This window comes from Pedobacter jeongneungensis, from assembly GCF_039538295.1.
In the GTDB taxonomy this organism is placed as follows: Bacteria; Bacteroidota; Bacteroidia; order Sphingobacteriales; family Sphingobacteriaceae; genus Pedobacter; species Pedobacter jeongneungensis.
The window spans coordinates 305,833-326,848 of sequence record NZ_BAABBY010000008.1; the positions used below are offsets into that span (position 1 = coordinate 305,833).

Below are 21,016 nucleotides of genomic sequence, written 5' to 3' on the forward strand. Positions count from 1 at the left end.
CTTCAAAAAAAACACCATTTTCTAGCCAACCCAGCTACATGATAAAAGTATTTTTCTAATGATATTTTACCATATAAGTAATATAAGAACATATAAACTTACATGATCTTACATTTCTTATATGGTTAGAAACCGTTTGAGGTATTGCACCTGAAAAATATATTTTTACAACCTAAGTCACCTTAGTATTTCATGAGATTAATAATTATGTACTTCAAACTTACCTGTGACGAAGGTGGTGAATGAATACCCCGGGTGTTTCTAGACTCCTACCTTACGGTTGTGAACAAGGTTAACCGGAATTAAAATTATATATTTATTATTGCGATTAAATCATCCCTAACCTCATGTACAGATTTCTACTTGTTATTTTATGCTTTCTAACTGGTTACCATGCCTCCGCTCAGGATCTTTTGGGTATTCCGCAGATTGTAAATTACAATAACGAACAATATAACGGGGGGATACAGAACTGGGAGGTTAAGCAGGATAAAAATGGGATCCTGTATTTCGGGAATAATGAGGGGCTACTCACCTTTAACGGCCGGTATTGGAACCTGTACCGCCTGCCTAATTATACTTCGGTCCGCTCTATAGGCATCGACTCTAAAAACAGGATTTACGTTGGCGGACAGGATGAATTTGGTTACTATTATCCAAACGAACATGGCATTTTAAAATACACCTCTTTATTAAACCTGGTGCCTGAAAATTTGCGTAAGCTGGCCGATATCTGGGATATCTCGATCGTTAACGACGAAGTTTTCTTTAGATCGGTTAACGCCATTCTCCATTATAAAGATGGCGTAGTTAAAAGCTATAAAATCAGCACTACCTGGCAGTTTATGGGGATGGCCAATAATCAGGTTTTCTCGCAGAACCAGTTGGTTGGACTCATGGTTTTCGACCACGATTTGTGGAAGCCCTTTTGCACCGATACCATTTTAAAACGTTTTGTTGTTACGGCTGTTTTACCCTACGCCAAAGATACCTTATTGGTTTCTACCCTGAAAAAGGGTTTCTTTCTGATTGCCAACAGTAAGCTTATTCCACTGAAAACGAAGCTTGATCCGGTTTTTTTTAACGACAGGATTTATTTTGCCAACCGGATTAACCAAAATTTATATGGAGTGGGCACAACATCGGGCGGGGTGTACATCATGAACAAACGCGGCGAACTGGTACAGAAGTACAACTATAGGGAAGGTTTACAGAACAATAATGTGAGGGGCATCCTGCTCGACAGGGATAAAAATATGTGGCTGGCTTTGGATGATGGCATTGCCTATGTGGCCATTAACAGTGCCATTAAAAACATCTTCCCCGACCGCAACAAGCAGATTACCAGTTATGCTTTCAGGAAGTTTAACCAAACGGTTTATATCGGCACTTCGAACGGTTTATACACGGCGAAAGTAAATGTTGCCAGCCCCGATTTAAGCTATGCTACTGCAAATTTTGAGGAAGTGAAAAATACGAAAGGGCAGGTGTGGGGATTGGACGAAATCAACAATCAGTTGCTGATGGCGCATGAGGATGGTACTTCTGTGATTCAGAACAACACGGCCAGATCGCTCTATAATTTGCCGGGCACCTGGATGTACCAAACCGTAGATAATGTATATCCCAGCAGTGAGGTAATTGCAGGTACCTACTGGGGCCTGCAACGGTTGGTATATAATGGCAGTACTTTTACCAATGGCGGTAAAATTGAAGGATTAAGAGAAACCCTGCGTTTTATTGTAGCTGATAATAACAATCCCGATCATATCTGGGCCTCGCATCCCTACCATGGGGTGTATAAAATAGAATTAAAGCCCGATCATAAAAGCATATTGCGTACCACTATGTTTACCGACAAGGATGGATTGCCGTCTAAACTCTATAATTATGTTTATCACGTAAAAAACAGGGTGTTAATTGCCACGGTTGATGGCGTATATGAGTACGATGCGGTAAAAAGGAAGTTTATCAGGCTAAAACTGCTGGGTAATGCACTTAACGGGGTATCTATTCAGTATATGAAAGAAGATAATGATGGCAATATCTGGTTTGTGAGCAATAAAAAAGTGGGTGTAATTGATTTCAGAAAGCCCGCCGGTGGCAATGCCTTTACTATATTTTACCTGCCCGAGCTTGATGGGAAAGCAGTGGGTGGTTTCGAATCCATTTACGCATTAGATAGCCGCAATATATTTATTGGTGCCAACAAGGGTGCTTACCACATCAATTATGATAAATACATCGAGAACATTACCAAACCAAACGTGGTGTTGGGGATGATTAAATTATTCGGTAAAAAGGATAGTGTGGTTTTTGGGGGTTATTTTGTTAAAAACGGCGCAGTTGCAGGTAAACAGGACGAACGGAATTTGCCGGAGTATGTGAACAGCTTAAATTCCATCCATTTTGAATATGCATCTACACTGTTTGAGCACGACAGGAATATCAAATTCAGCTACCAGTTGGTTGGTTTCGACCGCGACTGGTCGGAATGGGGCGTTAAAAGTGAAAAAGACTATACCAATTTACCTGCAGGCAAATACACCTTTAATGTTAGAGCCAGAACCGATGTTGGCAACGAATCTGCAGTGGTGGGTTACACCTTTGTGGTTTTACCGGCCTGGTATAATACCATCTGGATGAAGATGGTTTACCTGATCCTGGTTGTTTTACTGATCAGGTTAATCATCAGGTGGCAAAAGCAAAAACACATTAAAGAGCAGGAGCGGATGAGTTACCTCCACCAGCTCGAGCTAGACCGTAACGAAAAAGAAATTGTGCGCCTGCAGAACGAAAAGTTAGAGGCTGATGTAAACTATAAAAATAAAGAACTCTCTACCATGACCATGCATCTGGTACAGCGTGGTAAGGTATTGGCAAAGATTAAAGAGGTGATTTCTACCGTAATCAAAAACCACGATATCAGCGAAAGTTCGCCCAGTTTCAGGCACCTCATCAGGCTGATCAGGGATGTGGAGAAGAAAGACCAGGAACTGGATCACCTGAGCGTGCACTTTAACCACGTAAATACCGAATTCTTTAATAAACTTAAAGATCTTTATCCCGATTTAAGTCAGAATGATTTGAAGTTCTGTGCCTATTTATCGATGAATCTTTCTTCAAAAGAAATGGCACAGCTGATGAATGTAACCATTAAAGCCATCGAAGTGGGGCGCTATCGCCTGAGAAAGAAACTCCAGCTTAAACCGGAAACCAATTTATATGAGTTTCTGATCGAAATAGCACGGCAAAAGAACGCATAAATCAATGTTTTTGTTACAATTGTAATATTGCATGGTGTTATTATTTAAATAACTGTTTATCAGTTATATTATGTTTGCTGTGTAGGGCTGATGTAGGCCTGTATTTCTTCTTTTTTTCTTAAATGAGGGCTTGTGTATGGTTTGTGTAGTAGCACTAAATTGTGCTATTGTATTGCGCCTCTATAGATTTGATTTTAATAATGGGCACCAAAGCCCACGGTGTTAACTAACCAAATATTAACTTAAAATTAAATTCTATGAGAGGAAGATTTACATTCGTATTCTTCATGTTCTGTATTCTGGCATTTCCGCTGGCCTTACTGGCACAAGACATTCCGGTTACAGGAAAAGTAACAGAACAAAATGGCGGGCCGTTACCGGGTGTAACGGTTAAACTTGACGGAACAAGCAAAGCGGCATCAACTGATGCCAATGGTGTTTTCGCTATCCAGGCACCGGTAGGTGGAAAATTAACCATCAGCCTGATTGGCATGGCCACGCAAACCGTCACTGTTCCGGCAGGCGGCCGTATCAATGTTTCGCTTAAAGCCGATTCGAAAGATTTAACCGAGGTGGTTGTAGTAGGTTATGGTACACAGAAGAAAAGTGTGGTAACTGGTGCAATTTCGAGCGTTAAAGCATCAGATCTGGAAAATCAACCGGTTGTGCGTATCGAGCAATCGTTACAGGGTAGAACTTCGGGCTTAACCATTGCGGCTACATCTGGTCAGCCGGGTTCGAGTTCAACAGTGCGTTTAAGGGGTTTTACTTCTTTCGGTAACAGTAAGAACGATCCGCTTTGGGTAATCGATGGTGTGGTAATTGATGCCGGTGGTATTGGTTACCTAAATCAGGATGATATCGAATCAATCGAGGTATTAAAAGATGGTGCATCTGCAGCTATTTATGGTACACGTGCTGCAGCCGGAGTAATTTTGGTAACCACCAAAAAAGGTAAAGCAGGTACGCTGAACATTAATTACAGTGGTTATTACGGCATACAATCGCCGGCCAAAAAACTCGATCTGCTAAATGCTACACAATATGCTACATTGCGTAATCAGGCATTGGTAAGTGCAGGTAAGGCTCCGGCTTTTGCCAACCCGGCTGCTCTTGGCGAAGGAACAGACTGGCAGGATTTAATTTTTAATAACAGTGCGCCAAAACAAAGCCATGAGTTTAGCGTATCAGGAGGAAGCGAAAAAGCAACTTATTTTACCTCTTTTGGCTATACTGATATTACGGGTATAGTAGGTTCTCCTGTTTCTAAATTTAACAGGGCAAACGTTCGTATCAATACCTCATTTAAACCGATTAAACAAATTACTTTTGGCGAGAACTTAGGTTATAGCCATGGGGTAAACAGCGGAATTGGCGAAACCAACCGCGAATTTGGAGGGATATTAAGTTCTGCAATCAATTTAGATCCGATTACACCATCGGTAATTACCGACCCTACGGGCCAGTCTGTTTTTTATCCTGCGTTAGGTTCGCCGCAATACAATGCTGCAACTAGAAATGGCGACGGTCAGTTATTTGGTATTTCTCCTTACGTAGGTCAGGAAATGAAAAACCCGCTTGCCCAGATCCAGAACAGACTAGGTAATTACGGTTATGATCATAATATTGTAGGTAATGTTTTTGCAGATGTTGAGCCGATTCCTGGTTTACATGTACGCTCATCATTAGGTACAAAATTAGCTTTTTACGGAAGTAATTCGTTCAGTCCGGTAGCATACTACAATACTTCTACACCAATTAATCAATCTGGATTAACCAGAGAAAACACTTATGTAATTAATTGGAATATAGAAAATACCATTTCTTATAATAAGATTTTTGGCAAGCATAATGTTACCTTCTTACTCGGGCAGGGAAAATATAGCGATGGTAATGCACGCAGGGCAACAATTGTTTATAATAATATTCCTGCTAAAACTTTTGATGAAGCATCTTTCAGGTACAATTCGTTACCAGCTGACAGGCAGAATAGTACTGGTGGTGATGGTACCGACCACAGGATCAACTCACTATTTTCGAGGATCCAGTATAACTATGGAGAAAAATACTTATTATCTGCTTTAATCAGACGTGACGGATCATCGAGATTTGGTGGTAATAATAAATTTGGTTATTTCCCTTCTGCATCTGTAGGTTGGGTGCCAACTTTAGAAGATTTTTTCCCTAAAAACAATGTATTAACCTTCCTTAAAGTAAGGGCAAGTTATGGGGTAACCGGAAATGATGGTATTGGTGATTTTTCTTTTATCCCGATTGTAGGCGCAGGCGCCGATCGTAATTATGTGTTTGGTTCAACTAACGAAACCGTTTATGTAGGTTATAGTCCTGGTGCTCCGGCTAATCCTAACCTGAGATGGGAGGAAACCCGTCAAACAGATATTGGTATTGATGCAACCTTATTTCAAAACCTAACCCTAACAGTTGATATTTACGATAAAAAAACTACGGGTATCCTTCAAAATCCACCAATTCCGGGTTATGCAGGTTATGGAAGTTTCGCACAGAATGTTGCTGATTTACAAAACAGAGGTTTAGAGATCGAACTTGGCTATAAAAAGAAATTTGGCGAGGTAGACTTCGGAGTGAACGGTAACGTTTCTTTTTATAAAAATAAAGCAACCAAATTGTTGCCGGGCAACCAGTTCCAGGAAGATAACAGTGCTACGTTCCAGAATTTGGGAAATATTACCAGAACAGGATTAAACCTGCCATATCAGCAATATTTTGGATATAAGAGTTTAGGTATTTTCCAAACCCAGGCAGAGATAGATAGTTATGTAGGTGCTGATGGTGTAACCAAATTACAGCCAAATGCAAAACCAGGCGATATAAAATTTGCAAATTTAACTAACGATAACCTGATCAATCCTGACGACCGTACTTACTTAGGCAATCCGAATCCAACAGTAAGTTATGGTATCACCATTAACCTGGCTTATAAAAACTTCGATTTTACTGCTTTCGGAAGCGGATCGGGTGGCAACAAAATTTTTCAGGGCTTAAGAAGACTGGATATTTCAACAGCAAATTACCAAACTAAATACTTAGATGCGTGGACACCAACCAACACCGGTGCTTCATTACCAAGAATTGTTGATGGTGATCCAAACAGAAACTATTCGAACTTTACCGATTTATATTTAGAGAACGGAAACTTTTTCAGATTAAGAACAATGCAGCTGGGTTACTCTTTGCCTAAAGATATCATCAATAAATGGGGTATGAAAAGACTTAGGGTATATGTACTTGCCGAAAACTTATTTACCATAACTAAATATACGGGTTACGATCCTGAACTGGGTGTAACAGGCGACTCGGGTGGCGGTGCTCAATATGGCATCGATCGTGGTGCATATCCACAGGCAAGGGCATTTTTGTTTGGATTAAATGTTGGATTTTAATATAATTTAAATCATGATGAAAAAGAATTTTTTATACTTTACAGTGATGGCAATTGCTGTATCGTTGGGTTCCTGCAAAAAGGAATTAGATACAAACCCCCAGGAAAGGATAACTTTAGATAATTACTATAAAACACAGGCTGATGCTTTTACAGGCTTAGTTGCCATTTACGATAGATTTGCATTCCAGTCAGGCGGTTTGTATGATAAATCGGCTATAATGGATGTTGCCAGTGACGATCAACTGGCAGGAGGCGGTAGTTCGGGCGATATTAATGACCTGCAGGTAATGCAAAACTATACCCTTAATGCGAGCACAGGGCCTCATGGCTACCTTTGGAACAGGGGTTACAGTGGGATATTCAGGGCAAACGTGCTGTTGTCTAAAATTGACGCCATCCCGATGGATGCAGCTTTAAAAGCAAGATACATTGCAGAAACAAAAGCCATGCGTGCAGCATTTTACTTCGATCTGGTTACTTTTTTTAAAAACGTTCCGTTAATTGAAGGAGTTGTTGAAATTGGCGATATCTATAACATTACCCAGGCACCACCAGCTTCTATTTATGCTTATGTAGAAAAAGACCTTAACGATGCTATACCTAATTTGCCCAACACTGTTCCTGCTGCAACAGAAGGTGGCCGCTTAACCAAAGGTGCTGCACAGGCACTATTGGGTAAAGTATTATTGTATGAGAAAAAATGGCAGGCTGCTGCAGATCAGTTTGCTGTGGTAAATGGTACAGCACCTGGTGTTTCACCCTCAGTGTATGGTTATAAACTATATCCTGTATTTGGCGATTTATGGAAACCAGCAAATAAATTCAATTCAGAATCAATTATCGAATTTGTTCATAGCAGTAAATCGAATGGAAACTGGTCGGCTGCTGGTAATAGTGAAGGTAACTTATTATCCATTACTACTGGTCCGCGGGGATATAGCAAAGTCTTAAGTACAGCACCTGATTATTTTAGTGGCTATAGCTTTCTGGTATTTACCAAAGATTTCTTTGATTTTATTCATAAAGACCCAAGAAATGCAGCAACTGTAGCAAATTTAGATAGCTTACAAACCAATGGCATTGCGAAATACACGCCGGGCTATAATAACACAGGGTATTTCTTTGCTAAATATATGGGCTTAACCACTCAGGCTGCGGCAACTATCCCTGAATTAAATTTCGGTATAGACGAATACGAAATCCGTTTGGCCGATACATATTTAATGGAAGCAGAAGCTTTAATGAATGCTGGCGCTGCTGTTGGTGCAGGCTCCAGGGCTTATATTTTACTGAATGCGGTGCGTGCAAGGGTTGGCTTAAATCCAGTTGCAGTAACACAGGATAATATTGAAAAAGAGAGACGTTTGGAACTTGCGGGCGAAGGTCAGCGTTTCCCGGATTTGGTACGTTGGGGTAAAGCTGCAGCAACATTGAAATTCAAAGGCTTTATTGCTGGCCGTCACGAAGTTTTCCCGATTCCACAAAACGAATTGAATAACACCAAACTCGAACAGAACAAAGAGTGGGGTGGAACAAAATAATTGCTCATCATCTATAATGCTTAAAGTTTAATTGTCAACAGGGAGAAAGCTAAACCTTTCTTCCTGTTTTTTAATCTGAACCATATTTTACCTATGCTATCTACAAGACTATTTCAGCTTTTGGCTGCCTGCATCATTACCTGTTCATCATTTTCGGCTATTGCACAAAACCAGGCCGATGTTTGGTTAACCAGGGCCGATCGCTCTGTCTTATTCACAAAACAGGCCACAGGTTTAAGTTTTTCTGCTGCAAAAAACGATTATCCAACCATTGTGGTTAATGAAAAAGAAACTTTTCAAAGCATTGATGGATTTGGTTATGCCTTAACCGGTGGCAGTGCTCAGCATATCATCAAAATGTCGGCACCCGCCAGGGCGGCTTTATTAAAAGAACTGTTTGCTACCGATGGAAATAACATTGGTGTAAGCTATATCCGTTTGAGTATCGGCGCTTCCGATTTAAACGAAAAAGTATTTTCTTATAACGACCTTCCCGAAGGGCAGACCGATTTAGCACAGTCAAAATTCGATTTGGGCCCCGATAAAATGGACGTGATTCCGGTAATGAAGGAGATCCTTGCAATTAATCCCAAACTAAAAATTATGGGTTCGCCATGGTCTCCTCCCTTATGGATGAAAACCACTTATGATGCCCGTGGAGGTATGCTCAAGCCAGAATATTACGATGTTTATGCTAAATATTTGGTCCGTTATGTGCAGGAAATGCAAAAACAGGGAATCCCGATCGACGCCATTACCATTCAGAACGAGCCTTTGCATCCGGGTAATAACCCGAGTTTGTTGATGGTGGCACCAGATCAGGCGTTTTTTGTAAAGAAATTTCTAGGCCCTGCTTTTGCAAAGGCCAGTATTAAAACTAAAATTCTTATATACGATCATAATGCCGACCGGCCTGATTACCCGATCACCATTTTAGATGATCCCGAAGCCAAAAAATACATCGATGGCTCTGCCTTTCACCTTTACGGCGGTAAAATTGATGCCTTAACTGATGTGCACAACGCCCATCCCGATAAAAATATCTACTTTTCAGAACAAATGGTGGTTGAGCAGCCAAACGCTGCAGGAATTAATATTGTAAACCCGGTCAGGCGCTTAATTATTGGCGCTACCCGCAATTGGAGCAAAAACGTACTCGAGTGGAACCTGGCTGCCGATCCTGAAAATAAACCTTACACCGATAGGGGAGGCTGTTCCATGTGCCAGGGTGCAGTAACCATTGATAAAGATCATTACAGCAGAAACCTGGCATATTATTCCATCGCACATGCTTCTAAATTTGTGCGCCCCGGTTCAGTGCGGATTGCCACAAACGATTTACCCGATCTGCCAAATGTTGCTTTTAAAACACCTGATGGAAAACATGTTTTAATTGTAGCCAGCAGCGGCAAAAATAATACTGAATTTAACATCAGCATTAACGGTAAAACGCTTGTAGCCACGCTCGATAAAGGATCTGTAGCTACTTATACCTGGTAACCTCTAAAACCTAACCTTATTTTTATGAATTTTACAAAATCAATTTTATATACTTTTTTGCTCTCTCTCCTTTCATTTACAGGTTTTAGTCAGGGGTTTTTAAAGGCCGGTGGTAAAAAAATAGTGAACGAAAAAGGCGAAAATGTGCTGCTCCGTGGCATTGGTTTAGGTGGCTGGATGTTACAGGAAGGTTACATGTTGAAAATCAATAAAGAATCGCAGCAGTACCGGATCCGAGAGCGGATAGAAGAATTAATGGGCCCCAAACAGACACAGCAGTTTTACGATGCCTGGCTGGCCAATCATACCCGCAAAATTGATGTCGATTCGATGAAGAGCTGGGGTTTTAATTCCATCCGTTTGCCCATGCATTACAATTTGTACACACTGCCGGTAGATCAAGAACCAGTTGCCGGCCAGAATACCTGGCTGGAAAAAGGTTTCGCTTTAACTGATAGCCTTTTAGCGTGGTGTAAAGCCAATAAAATGTACCTGATTTTAGATTTACATGCCGCACCCGGCGGACAGGGAAACGATGTAAATATTGCCGACCGAGATCCATCAAAACCCTATTTGTGGGACAGCGAAGCCAATCAGCAAAAAACAATTGCCCTTTGGAAAAAACTGGCCGAGCGCTATAAAAACGAAGCTTATATCGGTGCCTACGATATTTTAAACGAGCCGAATTATGGTTTCGAAAACCCGAATGAGGATAAAAACGGGACAAAAGAAAAAACGAATGCACCGTTACGGAAATTAATGGTCGAAATTACCAAAGCCATCCGTGAAGTTGACCAAAAACACATCATTATCATCGAAGGAAACGGTTGGGGCAATAATTATAATGGTATTTTTCCCCTTTGGGATAAAAATATGGTATTGAGTTACCATAAATACTGGAATTATAACGATCAGAACTCAATTGCGCATATTTTGAAAGCTCGTGATGAGCAAAATGCACCGGTTTGGCTGGGCGAAACAGGAGAAAACTCCAATGTGTGGTTTACCGATGCCATCCGCCTTTTAGAAAAGAATAATATTGGCTGGTCGTGGTGGCCTTTAAAGAAAATCGGTTCAAATAATCCGATGGAAATTAAATCGAATCCCAATTATGATGCATTGGTGCGTTATATGAACAACGGTGGCAATAAACCAAAGGATAGTAATGTGTACAGCGGCTTAATGGAACTGGCCATTTATTCGAAACTGGAAAATACCATTATCCATCGTGATGTAATTGATGCAATGATCCGCCAGCCTTTTAGCAACGAAACCAGACCTTTTAAAGCTAGTGTAATTAAAGATAAAAGCATTGTTTATGCCGTAGATTACGACCTCGGTAAAAACGGTTTTGCTTATTTCGACACTGATACAGCTGATTATCATGTTTCAACCGGGAAAAGATCGGCCGGAAACAGGGGCAGGATTTACCGTAACGATGGGGTAGATATTGCAAAAGACTCCATCCGGTACGAAAAATATTATGTAAACCACATCGAAAATGGCGAATGGTTGCAATACACGGTAAATGTTGCACAAAGAGGCACCTATACTTTAAAACTAAATACTGCTGCCGATAACGCTGATGGCAAAATTACCATTCTGATTGATGGGAAAGAGGTGGCAAAGGCTGTTGCCGTTCCAGATACCGGCAATGCGAAGAAGTTTATGCCTTTCGAAATCAAAAACATTGCTTTAAAAGCAGGTAGACAAAAAATTAAGGTACTGGCCGCTACAGGAGGTTATAATTTTAGTTATATTCAGTTCGTAAAATAACCTAACCAAAACATCATCTTGAAAGGCACAAAACGAATCCTGCATATTTTAGCGGCAATGGCAATTGTCATTATTGTCCTTTCAAGATGTATGAATGTTGCCGGTCAGTTGCCAAAAGATATCAGGGGCGAGGCTTATACCGGGGCCGCTACCTGTATCAAATGCCATAAAGATTTATCTCAGTCTTATGCGCACAGTCCACATGGTTCAACCTCTAAACCTGTGGCAGATGCACAGCTGTTAAAGGTTTTTGCCGCTGATTCAAACAGTTTTTTATTTGATGCACATCAAAAAGTAGTCATCGAAAAACGGGATAGCGGAATCTTCCAGGTGGCTTATCAGGATGGTAAAGCCCTTCGTGCCCAAAAGTTCGATATTCAGTTCGGTTCAGGTGAAAAAGCTTATACTTATGCTTACTGGCAGGGCAAAAAACTGTATGAATTACCTTTATCGTATTTTGCTGCCATTCAAAACTGGGCCATCAGTCCTGGTTTTCCCCGCGACAGATTTTATTATGATAGAGGCATCACCAGCCGCTGTCTCGAATGCCATGGTTCTTATGTAGAAAAAAAACTCAGCCAAAAATCAGCTTTTGTAATAGATGAGGAAATGGAAAAAGGTTCGTTAATCTACGGCATCGATTGCGAACGCTGCCATGGTCCCGGCAAACAACATGTGATATTCCACACGGAAAACCCTGAAGAAAAAACCGCAAAATTTATTGCCATTTATAAAAAATTATCACGCAAGCAGAAAATGGATGCCTGTAGCGTTTGCCACTCAGGCAATACTTTGGTTACCCAGAAATCAGTTTTCGGGTTTAAACCCGGCGATAATTTAGATGAGTACTATCAGCAGGATTTTGTAGGTTTTGGGGGTGGTAACCCTGATGTACATGGCAACCAGGCCAGTATGCTAAGGGGCAGCAACTGTTACCGGAAAAGTGAAACCATGACCTGCCAATCGTGCCATAATACCCACGAAAGTATAAAAGGCAACTTAACTATTTATTCGCAGCGCTGTATCAGCTGTCATCAAACTACCAGACACAGCAAGGCTACTTTGGCAAAAGGATCGCTCAGCACCAATTGTATCGATTGCCATATGCCCAAAGAGCCCTCAAAACTCATCACTTTTCAGCAGGCCGGTAAAAATGATTTAAGTGCTTATCTGTTGCGCTCACACCATATTGCCATTTATCCCGTTAATAAGTAATAAAACCAAACTTGTATTAAGAAAATCCCGATTTCCCCTTAAAAGGGCATGGATTTCGTACATTTGGTTTCCATCTTAAAAATTAGATAGTAGCCGATATGCTCATAAAACACTACTTAGCTTTATTCCTCCTTCTTTTTTCCGGTACAGCCCTTTTTGCTCAGAATAAATTTACCCTTAGTGGTACCATCCGCGATGCGGGCACAGGCGAAACGCTGATTGGTGCTACTGTAAAAATTTCTGGTACCCCTGCTGCTGCAACCCTGACCAATAATTATGGTTACTTCGCCCTCACACAGCCCGAAGGAACCTACACGGTAACAGTGAGTTATACGGGTTATGCCTCCATAATCAAAACGATTAATTTAACAAAAGACACCAAGTTAAACGAGGAGCTAAAAAGTGCAAATGATTTGGCAGAAGTAACAGTAAGTGCAAATAACCGTAAAAATGAAAACGTTAAAAGTGCACAAATGGGGCTCGAAAAGATTGATATGAAGCTGCTTAACTCGATTCCGGTATTATTGGGTGAAAAGGACATTTTAAAAACCATCCAGTTGCTGCCGGGTGTGAAATCGGGCGGGGAAGGGAATACCGGTTTTTATGTGCGTGGCGGAGCGGCCGATCAAAACCTGATTATCCTGGATGAAGCCGTAGTGTACAATTCATCACATCTTTTGGGGTTTTTCTCCACCTTTAATGCCGATGCCATTAAAGATGTGAGCTTATATAAGGGTGGCATGCCCGCACAATATGGCGGCCGTTTGTCGTCTGTTTTAGATGTTAAAATGGACGACGGGAACAGCAAGGAATTTAAATTTCAGGGCGGAATTGGCTTAATTGCATCGCGTTTAAAAGCTGAAGGACCGATTGTAAAAGACAGGGGTTCGTTTATGGTGAGTTTCCGCCGGACATATATCGATCTGTTTTTACGTTCCTCTCCAGATTCGACTGTGAATGGCAGTACGCTAAATTTTTACGATATCAATGCCAAAGCGAACTACAAAATAAACGATAGGAATACGATTTACATCTCAGGCTATTTTGGTAAAGATAATATCGGGGTAAAAGACCTTTTTGAAAACAACTGGGGCAATGTAACCACCACCATTCGTTTAAACCATATTTTTAGCGACCGGTTATTTTCCAATACCTCCTTAATTTACAACAACTATAATTATACGGTGAGGTTATTAAACGATGCCACAAATTTTAAGGCTACTTCTTTGGTCCGCGATTTTAACTTTAAAGAAGATTTTCAGTATTTCAGCAATAAACATACTTTAAGGTTTGGTTTAAATGCTACACAGCACCGTATTTCGCCGATTGATATTGATAGCGATGAAGCTTCACAGGTAAACTCGCTTACACAGGAAAGACGTTATGGTATAGAATCTGCAGCTTATATTTCTGATGAATGGGCCGTTAACGAACATTTAAACTTTTTGTATGGCATGCGTTTAGCTGCTTTCTCTTTAATGGGGCCGGGCAATTTTAGTACTTATGATGCGGATGGAAATATCCTTTCTACCCAAAATGTAGCCAGGGGCAAATTTTATAAAAACTATTTTAATCTCGAGCCGCGTTTTTCGGTAAGCTACCTGTTTAATGAGCAAAACTCAATAAAGGCATCTTACAACCGCAATACGCAAAACGTACATATTTTAACCAATGCTACCTCCAGCTCACCTACCGATCAGTATGTGCTGAGCAGCAATAACATTAAACCCGAAATTGCCGATCAGGTAGCTTTAGGTTATTTTAAAAATATTGAAGATAACAATTACGAATTTTCGGGAGAGGTTTATTATAAATGGCTGCAAAACCAGATCGATTATAAAAATGCGGCAGAATTGTTGGCCAATTCGAATGTAGAATCAGAATTGTTATATGGCGTAGGCCGTGCTTACGGACTGGAGCTGTTTTTTAAAAAGAAATTCGGTAAACTGAATGGTTGGGTGGGTTATACCTTATCGCGCACCGAGCGCAAATTTACAGAATTGAACAATGGCAAGTATTTCCCGGCAAGGCAAGACCGTACGCATGATGTTTCGGTGGTAGGTATTTACAACATGAGCAAGCGATGGACGTTCTCCTCAAGCTTTATTTACAGCACAGGAAATGCGGTAACTTATCCGGCAGGAAAATATAGCATTGGCGGCCAAATGGCTTATTATTATACACAGAGAAATGCCGGCCGGATGCCTTATAATATGCGTTTAGATGTAAGCGCCACTTTAGAAGGAAAACCCGGAAGGAAATACCAGTCGAGCTGGAATTTTGGCGTGTACAACTTATTAGGAAGGAAAAATCCTTATTCTATCGAGTTTATTACCGATCCGAACGACCCGAATAAAACGGCTGCGCAGCAAACTTCTCTGTTTGGCCTTATACCTTCAGTTACCTGGAACTTTAAATTTTAAAACAATGAAAAAACTGATTATATATCTTTCGCTGTTCACTTTTTCTTTTGCCGGTTGTAAGAAAATTATCTCTATTGATACCGAGAATGCCGATCCCCAGATTGTAATTGAAGGGAAAATTAATGATCAACTGATCGATCAGCAGATTAAGATCAGCAAAACCATCGGTTATACCGAGGCCAATGTTTTTCCTAAAGTTTCGGGAGCGAGCGTAACCGTAACCGATAATAAGGGAAATACCTATGTTTTTAAAGAAGGTACCACACCAGGCACTTATATCAATAAAATGAAAGGGGTACCGGGTGTAACTTACAGCTTAAACGTTACTGCCGAAGGACAAACCTATACGGCCAGTTCGAAAATGCCCAATGTGGTTAAAATGGATTCGATCGGCGTAATTAAAAACTTTTTCTTTGGAAGAGAGCGCAAAACCGCAGCTGTATTTTTAAAAGATCCGGCTAACGAAACTAATTTTTATCACTTTAATTTATACGTAAACGATATATTATCTGAGCGTTTTTATGTCAATAACGATCGGTTAACAAACGGTAACGACCTCAGGCTTCAGTTGTTTTTTAAACCGCCTACCAACGATCATGACAGCGACGAGCTGAATTCCAACGATAAAATCAGAATAGAAATGGAGTGTATAGATTCGAATATTTTCGATTACTGGTATGCGCTAAGTCAGCAATCTAACCGCGGGCCAAACCAGGGGACTACACCTGCTAATCCAACTTCTAATATTTCGAATCAGGCTTTGGGCTATTTTAGCGCGAATACTTATGAGGTGCTGTCAGCAACAGTGAAATAATATTTTATTGATTCGCATTATCCAAAACACCTCAAAAGTTTTACTGTTAAATAAAACATGAAAGTATTTATAAGCGGCAACATTGCTCCGGTTGGATTAAAAGAACTGGAAGAGAACAACATTTCGGTTACCCAATGGAAAGAAAACAGGCAGATTACACCAGAAGAACTGATTGAGGCCTGTAAGGATCAGGATGCATTGATCAGCGTAGGTCCGAATAAGATTACCACTGAATTTCTGAAAGCCTGTAGTCATTTAAAAGTGATTGCGCTCCATTCGGTAGGTTACGATAATGTTGACGTACCTGCAGCAAAAGCATTAAATATTCCAATCGGTAATACGCCAGGCGTGTTAAGCGCTGCCACCGCCGATACAGCTTTTTTATTGATGCTTGCTGTTTCGAGAAAGGCCTTCTACTCACATAAAAAAATTATAAAAGGCGAATGGAAAAACTATGAACCCAGCCCTGAATTGGGGATTGAGGTAAATGGCAAAACCCTTGGTATTTTCGGCCTTGGGAAAATTGGTTTGGAGATGGCAAAAAAATGCATTGGCGCATATAATATGTCGGTAATTTACCATAACCGCTCACGCAATGAAGAAGCTGAAAAGGAAATCGGTGCCAGGTATGTATCTTTCGAAGAACTTTTGGCACAAAGTGATGTGCTTTCCATTCATACCGCGCTTACACCAGAAACAAAGGATAAATTTACGCTTGATGTGTTTAAACAAATGAAACCCAATTCGATTTTCATTAACACGGCCAGAGGCGGCATTCACAATGAAAAAGATCTGATTAAAGCTTTAGAAGAAAAAATAATCTGGGGGGCAGGTTTGGATGTTACCAACCCCGAACCGATGGATAAAGATAATCCTTTGTTATTGATGGAAAACGTTGCGGTTTTACCGCATATCGGTTCTGCCACCGAAGAAACCCGCGCAGCCATGGCACAGATTATTGTAAAGAATATTTTAGCCGGACTGAAAGGGGAGAAACTACCTTTTGAGGTATAATGGTTGATGGAAGATGTTTGATGTAAGATGGATAAGGGGCGAAAAGTCATTTCCATCATTCATCTTACATTTTCCATTTTAACGGATGCTTTGAGATGTAAGATGGATAAGGGGCGAAATGCCAATTCCATCATCCATCTTACATTTTCCATTTTAACGGATGCTTTGAGATGTAAGATGGATAAGGGGCGAAATGCCAATTCCATCATCCATCTTACATTTTCCATTTTAACGGATGCTTTGAGATGTAAGATGGATTAGGGTCGAAAAGTCATTTCCATCATCCATTTTACCTCTTACATTTTCCATTTAGGCCTTTTGCCGTCTTACTTAACCGTATATCTCAGCACCGATCGTCCTAAATTTCCGTTAGCATCAATACCTTCAATAATCACTTTGTACTGGCCTTTGCCATCTGCGTTATAATATTCGAAAGAGGCATTTCCTGTTGCATCTGTTACTACTTTAGGATTCCAGTAGATTGTTGTTCTTAAATCGCTGCGGTTCATGCTTGCAGGCACGTCATATTTTGGCGAATAGAACTGTTTTTCCTTGTTATATCCTTGTGGTGAGAAAGTAAGCTCGTAATATTTAGGCAGCATATCCATTAACTGCGCTTTCGAAATTTTAGTCCCTTTAGGTGCTTTCTTCTGGTTAAATACAATTACACCATTTACATTGTTGGCACGGTTTACCAAACCTAACTCATCTCTTAAAAATACCTCAACCGATTCGATCTGGTTGGCATCAAGTGTATTAATCTGGTTTACATCAACGTTCATTCCATTGATAAAAATACCCATCGGGATTTTTTTGCCCTGGTTATAATCTCTGCTCACATAGAAGTTGTTATCAACAAAGGTTACCCCGGCAAGCATGCCTTGTAAACAATTAATTAAAAGGCCACAGCCCTTTAAACGATCGCCACTGATCTCGTGGTCAGCCATCTGACTAAGTCCCGTTAATGCCGGGTAGTCTTTATGACTTACTTTCGGAACCACGGCTGCCTTAATGGTTACATCTTTTAAAGTATGTAAATAAGCATATTGTCTTTTGCTGTTATCCAGGTAACTCGTTAAAGCACTGTCTATATTTAAAACCTCTTCTGCTGCACTAAAGTTTCTGGTTAACGAAGGAACCGGTGCACCATTTAAACTTAAGGTCATGTTTTTATAGTTTACATTGTATTTAGCCGAAATGGTCACTTTCGATGAATCGTTAAAAACCAGGTTCGAAAATTTAAAATTTCCAACCGGGTCGGTAGTGCCTTCCAAATTGAAACGTTTATCCGGAATACTCAACAATAACGCACCTTTCCTCACCGGAATACCATTATTCTGACGTAAAATACCAGAAATTTCAATTCCCTGTTCTGGAAGGAAATCTATTTTAGGCAGTTTATTGGCAATTATATCGGTGTATTTAAAGCTGCGGTATCCCTGGGTAAGCAACAATACATCCAAATCGGCATTTTTCTTGGCATCTGGTGCGTTAAAGTAATAGTTTGCCTTTTCAATATAACCTTTAACATCACTGCTTAATAGCAAGCCTGTTAAAATGGTACTGGTTGCATCCTCGCTGGATGGTACTTTTGTTTCATCAGCTACCGTAACAGAAAAACTTCCCTCTATCGGAGCGCCATCCTTTTTAGCGGCTACGTTGATTTTTACCTTTTTCTTAACTCCATAAGTAGTTGCAGCGGTGGTAAGATTAACCGCCATCGTATTTTTTTGCTGTACAAAAACCAGTCTCTCACTTAAGGGTTTACCAAACTCGTTAAACAAGGTAAACTGGGCAATTCCATTAGGGAATTTAGATTTAAGTACCGTGGTATTGTATTCTTTGTTTGATAAGGCAGTTTGCGCACCATAACAGATTACGCCTTTGCTCTGTGCAATTAAATAAAGCTTTTTGCCCTGATTCTGCTCAAAAAAAGCATCATTCGCCGAGATTTTTATCGCTACCTGTTCTGCACTGCTGTTATCAATGCTGATGGTTACGCCATTTGCAGCAACCGAAGGTAAATTATAAGTCTGACTGGTGCCATCGGCATAAGTAACCGCGGCTTTGTAGGTTTTTCCAGCCTCAGCAGCTAAATTGAAACTGCCCATACCCAAATGCTGAGCGGTAAAAGTAGCTACTGTTTTGCCATCGTTATCGGTTACTGTACCTTTAGAGCTGATGCCCAAACCATCGCTTTTAATGGCTTTAAACGCAACTTTATTGGTTAAACCGGCAATTAAACTCCCACCTTCAGGGAAAAACTGGAAATCTTTGCTTAAAATGGCATTTTTTAATGAAAAAGTACTGTTAGCTACATCTTTATCAGTAGTATTGATGGCGGTAATCAGCTGGCCTTTTTGTAATTGGTATTCAGCCTTTTGTGCATTGCTCATTGCGATGGTTAAATAACCATTGGCATCGGTTGTGCCCCTGCCTTTGGCAATTACAGTATAACTCGTAACTACCTGCCAGCTTACATTTTTGTTGGCATAGGGCTTGTTATTTGCATCTTTAAACTGTACCCTGGCATCAATTTTTTCTAATTTATCCGTTGAGGTATTTTTATAGGTAATGTGCGTTTTTACTTCTTTATCAATTGCTTCGCCCACATAAAAAGTTTTGTTAAAATAAGCGGGATCATCGTTGTTCAACATCCACAAAGTATAGGCCCTGATGTGATAATTGCCCTGTTTATAATTCACCTGATCTAAGGGGAAGTTCCCATAGGCAAAACCTCCTGTAACCGGTAATTTAAGGGTCTGAATAAGTGAATCATTCTGGTTGATCACATCTACATAGATGATTTTACTGATTCCTGATAAGAAATTCTGATTTTCGGTTACATAAGCCTTAAACCAAACGGTATCAGCAACAGCATAATAAGGTTTATCGAAATGAAGGTAAATTTTTTCGGCTGGATAATCGCTTAAAACCTTGTTGGTTTTGGTAATGATGGTATTTATACTTACGGTATCGGTTTGGGCCGACGAAGAGAAACTGAGCGCTGATAAAAGAGAAAGTATAATAAAAGATAGTCTAAAAATCTTCATGGATTGGTTATTAAATGCTAAGCGCGTAAATATATCCAATTATAAAGAGAGCGCCTAAATTGTAGGGAGGTTTAACATTTTTTTACAAAAGATTTAAGTTCATTGGTTCATTAGTCATTGGTTTATTGGTCATTGGTTCACTGGTTATTTGTTTATTGGATTAACTGTTTGCCCTTCGACTACGCTCAGGGGGGTAATCGGTTAATTGTTTAAATCGGTTAATTGTAAACTGCAAACTGATAACCGGAAACCGGTTAATTGCCACTAAACACCAACGGCTTTACGCTATTCGCACAAACAAAACAAGCCGCTTAAAAGCGGCCCGTTTTAAATATAATAGTGTTTGCCTGTTATTTAAACTCGATTAAGAATTCCTCTTTAGGAGAACGTACTTTTTTAAGGTTTACCAACCAGTCGCCGGCTTCATCTCTGTTTCCTAGTGGTAATAAGGTAACACTTTTTAAGCCTTTTTTATCTAAACCTAAAAGTTCATCTAATGCTGGTCCGTTAAAACCTTCCATTGGGGTAGCATCTACCTTTAACAAAGCTGCTTCTGCAATGGCAATACCGAAACCAATATAAGCCTGACGGGCAGCATGGTTAAAGTTTTCTTCGGCAGTTCTCGATAAGATCATGCCTTTTAATTGTGTTTTGTAAGCATCTGTTGCATCCAATGGCAAACCGCGCTCAGTATTCATTCTGTTAAAAACAGCGTCAATTCCTTCTTCAGTGTAGTTTTCATTAGCTGCGAAAATCAACAGGTGAGAAGAATCGATTACCTGCGATTGATTAAAAGCAATCGGCGCAATTTTCTCTTTTAATTCCTGATTGGTTACCACGATTACTTTAAAAGGCTGTAAACCTGATGAAGTTGGCGCTAAGTGGGCAGCTGCAATAATTTTATCAACCTTTTCTTGTTCAACAGGCTGACCGTTCATTTTTTTAACGGCATAACGCCAGTTTAGGGCATCTATTAAGCTCATATTTTTG

General features: G+C 40.2%; 11 protein-coding genes. 9 read left to right on the forward strand and 2 right to left on the reverse strand.

Annotated features, from left to right (window positions below; translation table 11 throughout):
- The first annotated feature begins 347 nt into the window (after positions 1-347).
- The 9 genes from ABD769_RS17435 to ABD769_RS17475 all read left to right on the forward strand — a co-directional run bounded on the left by ABD769_RS17435 (position 348) and on the right by ABD769_RS17475 (position 16,973).
- Entirely contained in the window at positions 348-3,266 is a 2,919-nt protein-coding gene (locus ABD769_RS17435; RefSeq protein WP_344852666.1) for a triple tyrosine motif-containing protein, read from the forward strand.
- A 257-nt stretch (positions 3,267-3,523) separates the two neighbouring features.
- On the forward strand, positions 3,524-6,688 hold the full coding sequence (locus ABD769_RS17440) for a SusC/RagA family TonB-linked outer membrane protein (RefSeq protein ID WP_344852667.1): 3,165 nt from the start codon (positions 3,524-3,526) through the stop codon (positions 6,686-6,688).
- A 13-nt stretch (positions 6,689-6,701) separates the two neighbouring features.
- Positions 6,702-8,231, forward strand: coding sequence for a RagB/SusD family nutrient uptake outer membrane protein (locus tag ABD769_RS17445; protein ID WP_344852668.1), 1,530 nt, complete (start codon positions 6,702-6,704; stop codon positions 8,229-8,231).
- Between the two features lie 93 nt (positions 8,232-8,324).
- Entirely contained in the window at positions 8,325-9,731 is a 1,407-nt protein-coding gene (locus tag ABD769_RS17450; protein ID WP_344852669.1) for a glycoside hydrolase family 30 protein, read from the forward strand.
- Between the two features lie 24 nt (positions 9,732-9,755).
- The gene (locus ABD769_RS17455) at positions 9,756-11,507 is read left to right on the forward strand and encodes a cellulase family glycosylhydrolase (protein WP_344852670.1); all 1,752 of its coding nucleotides are present in this window, start codon (positions 9,756-9,758) and stop codon (positions 11,505-11,507) included.
- An 18-nt stretch (positions 11,508-11,525) separates the two neighbouring features.
- Positions 11,526-12,722, forward strand: coding sequence for a multiheme c-type cytochrome (locus ABD769_RS17460; RefSeq protein WP_344852671.1), 1,197 nt, complete (start codon positions 11,526-11,528; stop codon positions 12,720-12,722).
- Between the two features lie 98 nt (positions 12,723-12,820).
- Entirely contained in the window at positions 12,821-15,145 is a 2,325-nt protein-coding gene (locus tag ABD769_RS17465; RefSeq protein WP_344852672.1) for a TonB-dependent receptor, read from the forward strand.
- A 4-nt stretch (positions 15,146-15,149) separates the two neighbouring features.
- Positions 15,150-15,959: a DUF4249 domain-containing protein gene (locus ABD769_RS17470; RefSeq protein WP_344852673.1), complete on the forward strand. Its 810-nt coding sequence runs from the start codon at positions 15,150-15,152 to the stop codon at positions 15,957-15,959.
- A 57-nt stretch (positions 15,960-16,016) separates the two neighbouring features.
- The gene (locus ABD769_RS17475) at positions 16,017-16,973 is read left to right on the forward strand and encodes a 2-hydroxyacid dehydrogenase (protein ID WP_344852674.1); all 957 of its coding nucleotides are present in this window, start codon (positions 16,017-16,019) and stop codon (positions 16,971-16,973) included.
- A gap of 326 nt (positions 16,974-17,299) precedes the next feature.
- Here ABD769_RS17475 and ABD769_RS17480 read toward each other — a convergent pair whose 3' ends face one another.
- A complete protein-coding gene (locus tag ABD769_RS17480) occupies positions 17,300-20,026 on the reverse strand; it encodes a carboxypeptidase regulatory-like domain-containing protein (protein WP_344852675.1) in 2,727 nt (908 codons plus the stop codon).
- 350 nt (positions 20,027-20,376) lie between these two features.
- Positions 20,377-21,009, reverse strand: a complete 633-nt coding sequence (locus ABD769_RS17485; RefSeq protein ID WP_025145276.1) for a nitroreductase family protein — start codon at positions 21,007-21,009, stop codon at positions 20,377-20,379.
- Positions 21,010-21,016 lie beyond the last annotated feature (7 nt).

Bases quoted from the DNA above. Each gene is read 5' to 3' on its own strand.
- ABD769_RS17450 (WP_344852669.1), top strand. From the start codon at position 8,325: ATGCTATCTACAAGACTATTTCAGCTTTTGGCTGCCTGCATCATTACC.
- ABD769_RS17470 (WP_344852673.1), top strand. From the start codon at position 15,150: ATGAAAAAACTGATTATATATCTTTCGCTGTTCACTTTTTCTTTTGCC.
- ABD769_RS17480 (WP_344852675.1), bottom strand. From the start codon at position 20,026: ATGAAGATTTTTAGACTATCTTTTATTATACTTTCTCTTTTATCAGCG.
- ABD769_RS17465 (WP_344852672.1), top strand. From the start codon at position 12,821: ATGCTCATAAAACACTACTTAGCTTTATTCCTCCTTCTTTTTTCCGGT.
- ABD769_RS17440 (WP_344852667.1), top strand. From the start codon at position 3,524: ATGAGAGGAAGATTTACATTCGTATTCTTCATGTTCTGTATTCTGGCA.
- ABD769_RS17475 (WP_344852674.1), top strand. From the start codon at position 16,017: ATGAAAGTATTTATAAGCGGCAACATTGCTCCGGTTGGATTAAAAGAA.
- ABD769_RS17455 (WP_344852670.1), top strand. From the start codon at position 9,756: ATGAATTTTACAAAATCAATTTTATATACTTTTTTGCTCTCTCTCCTT.
- ABD769_RS17435 (WP_344852666.1), top strand. From the start codon at position 348: ATGTACAGATTTCTACTTGTTATTTTATGCTTTCTAACTGGTTACCAT.
- ABD769_RS17445 (WP_344852668.1), top strand. From the start codon at position 6,702: ATGATGAAAAAGAATTTTTTATACTTTACAGTGATGGCAATTGCTGTA.
- ABD769_RS17485 (WP_025145276.1), bottom strand. From the start codon at position 21,009: ATGAGCTTAATAGATGCCCTAAACTGGCGTTATGCCGTTAAAAAAATG.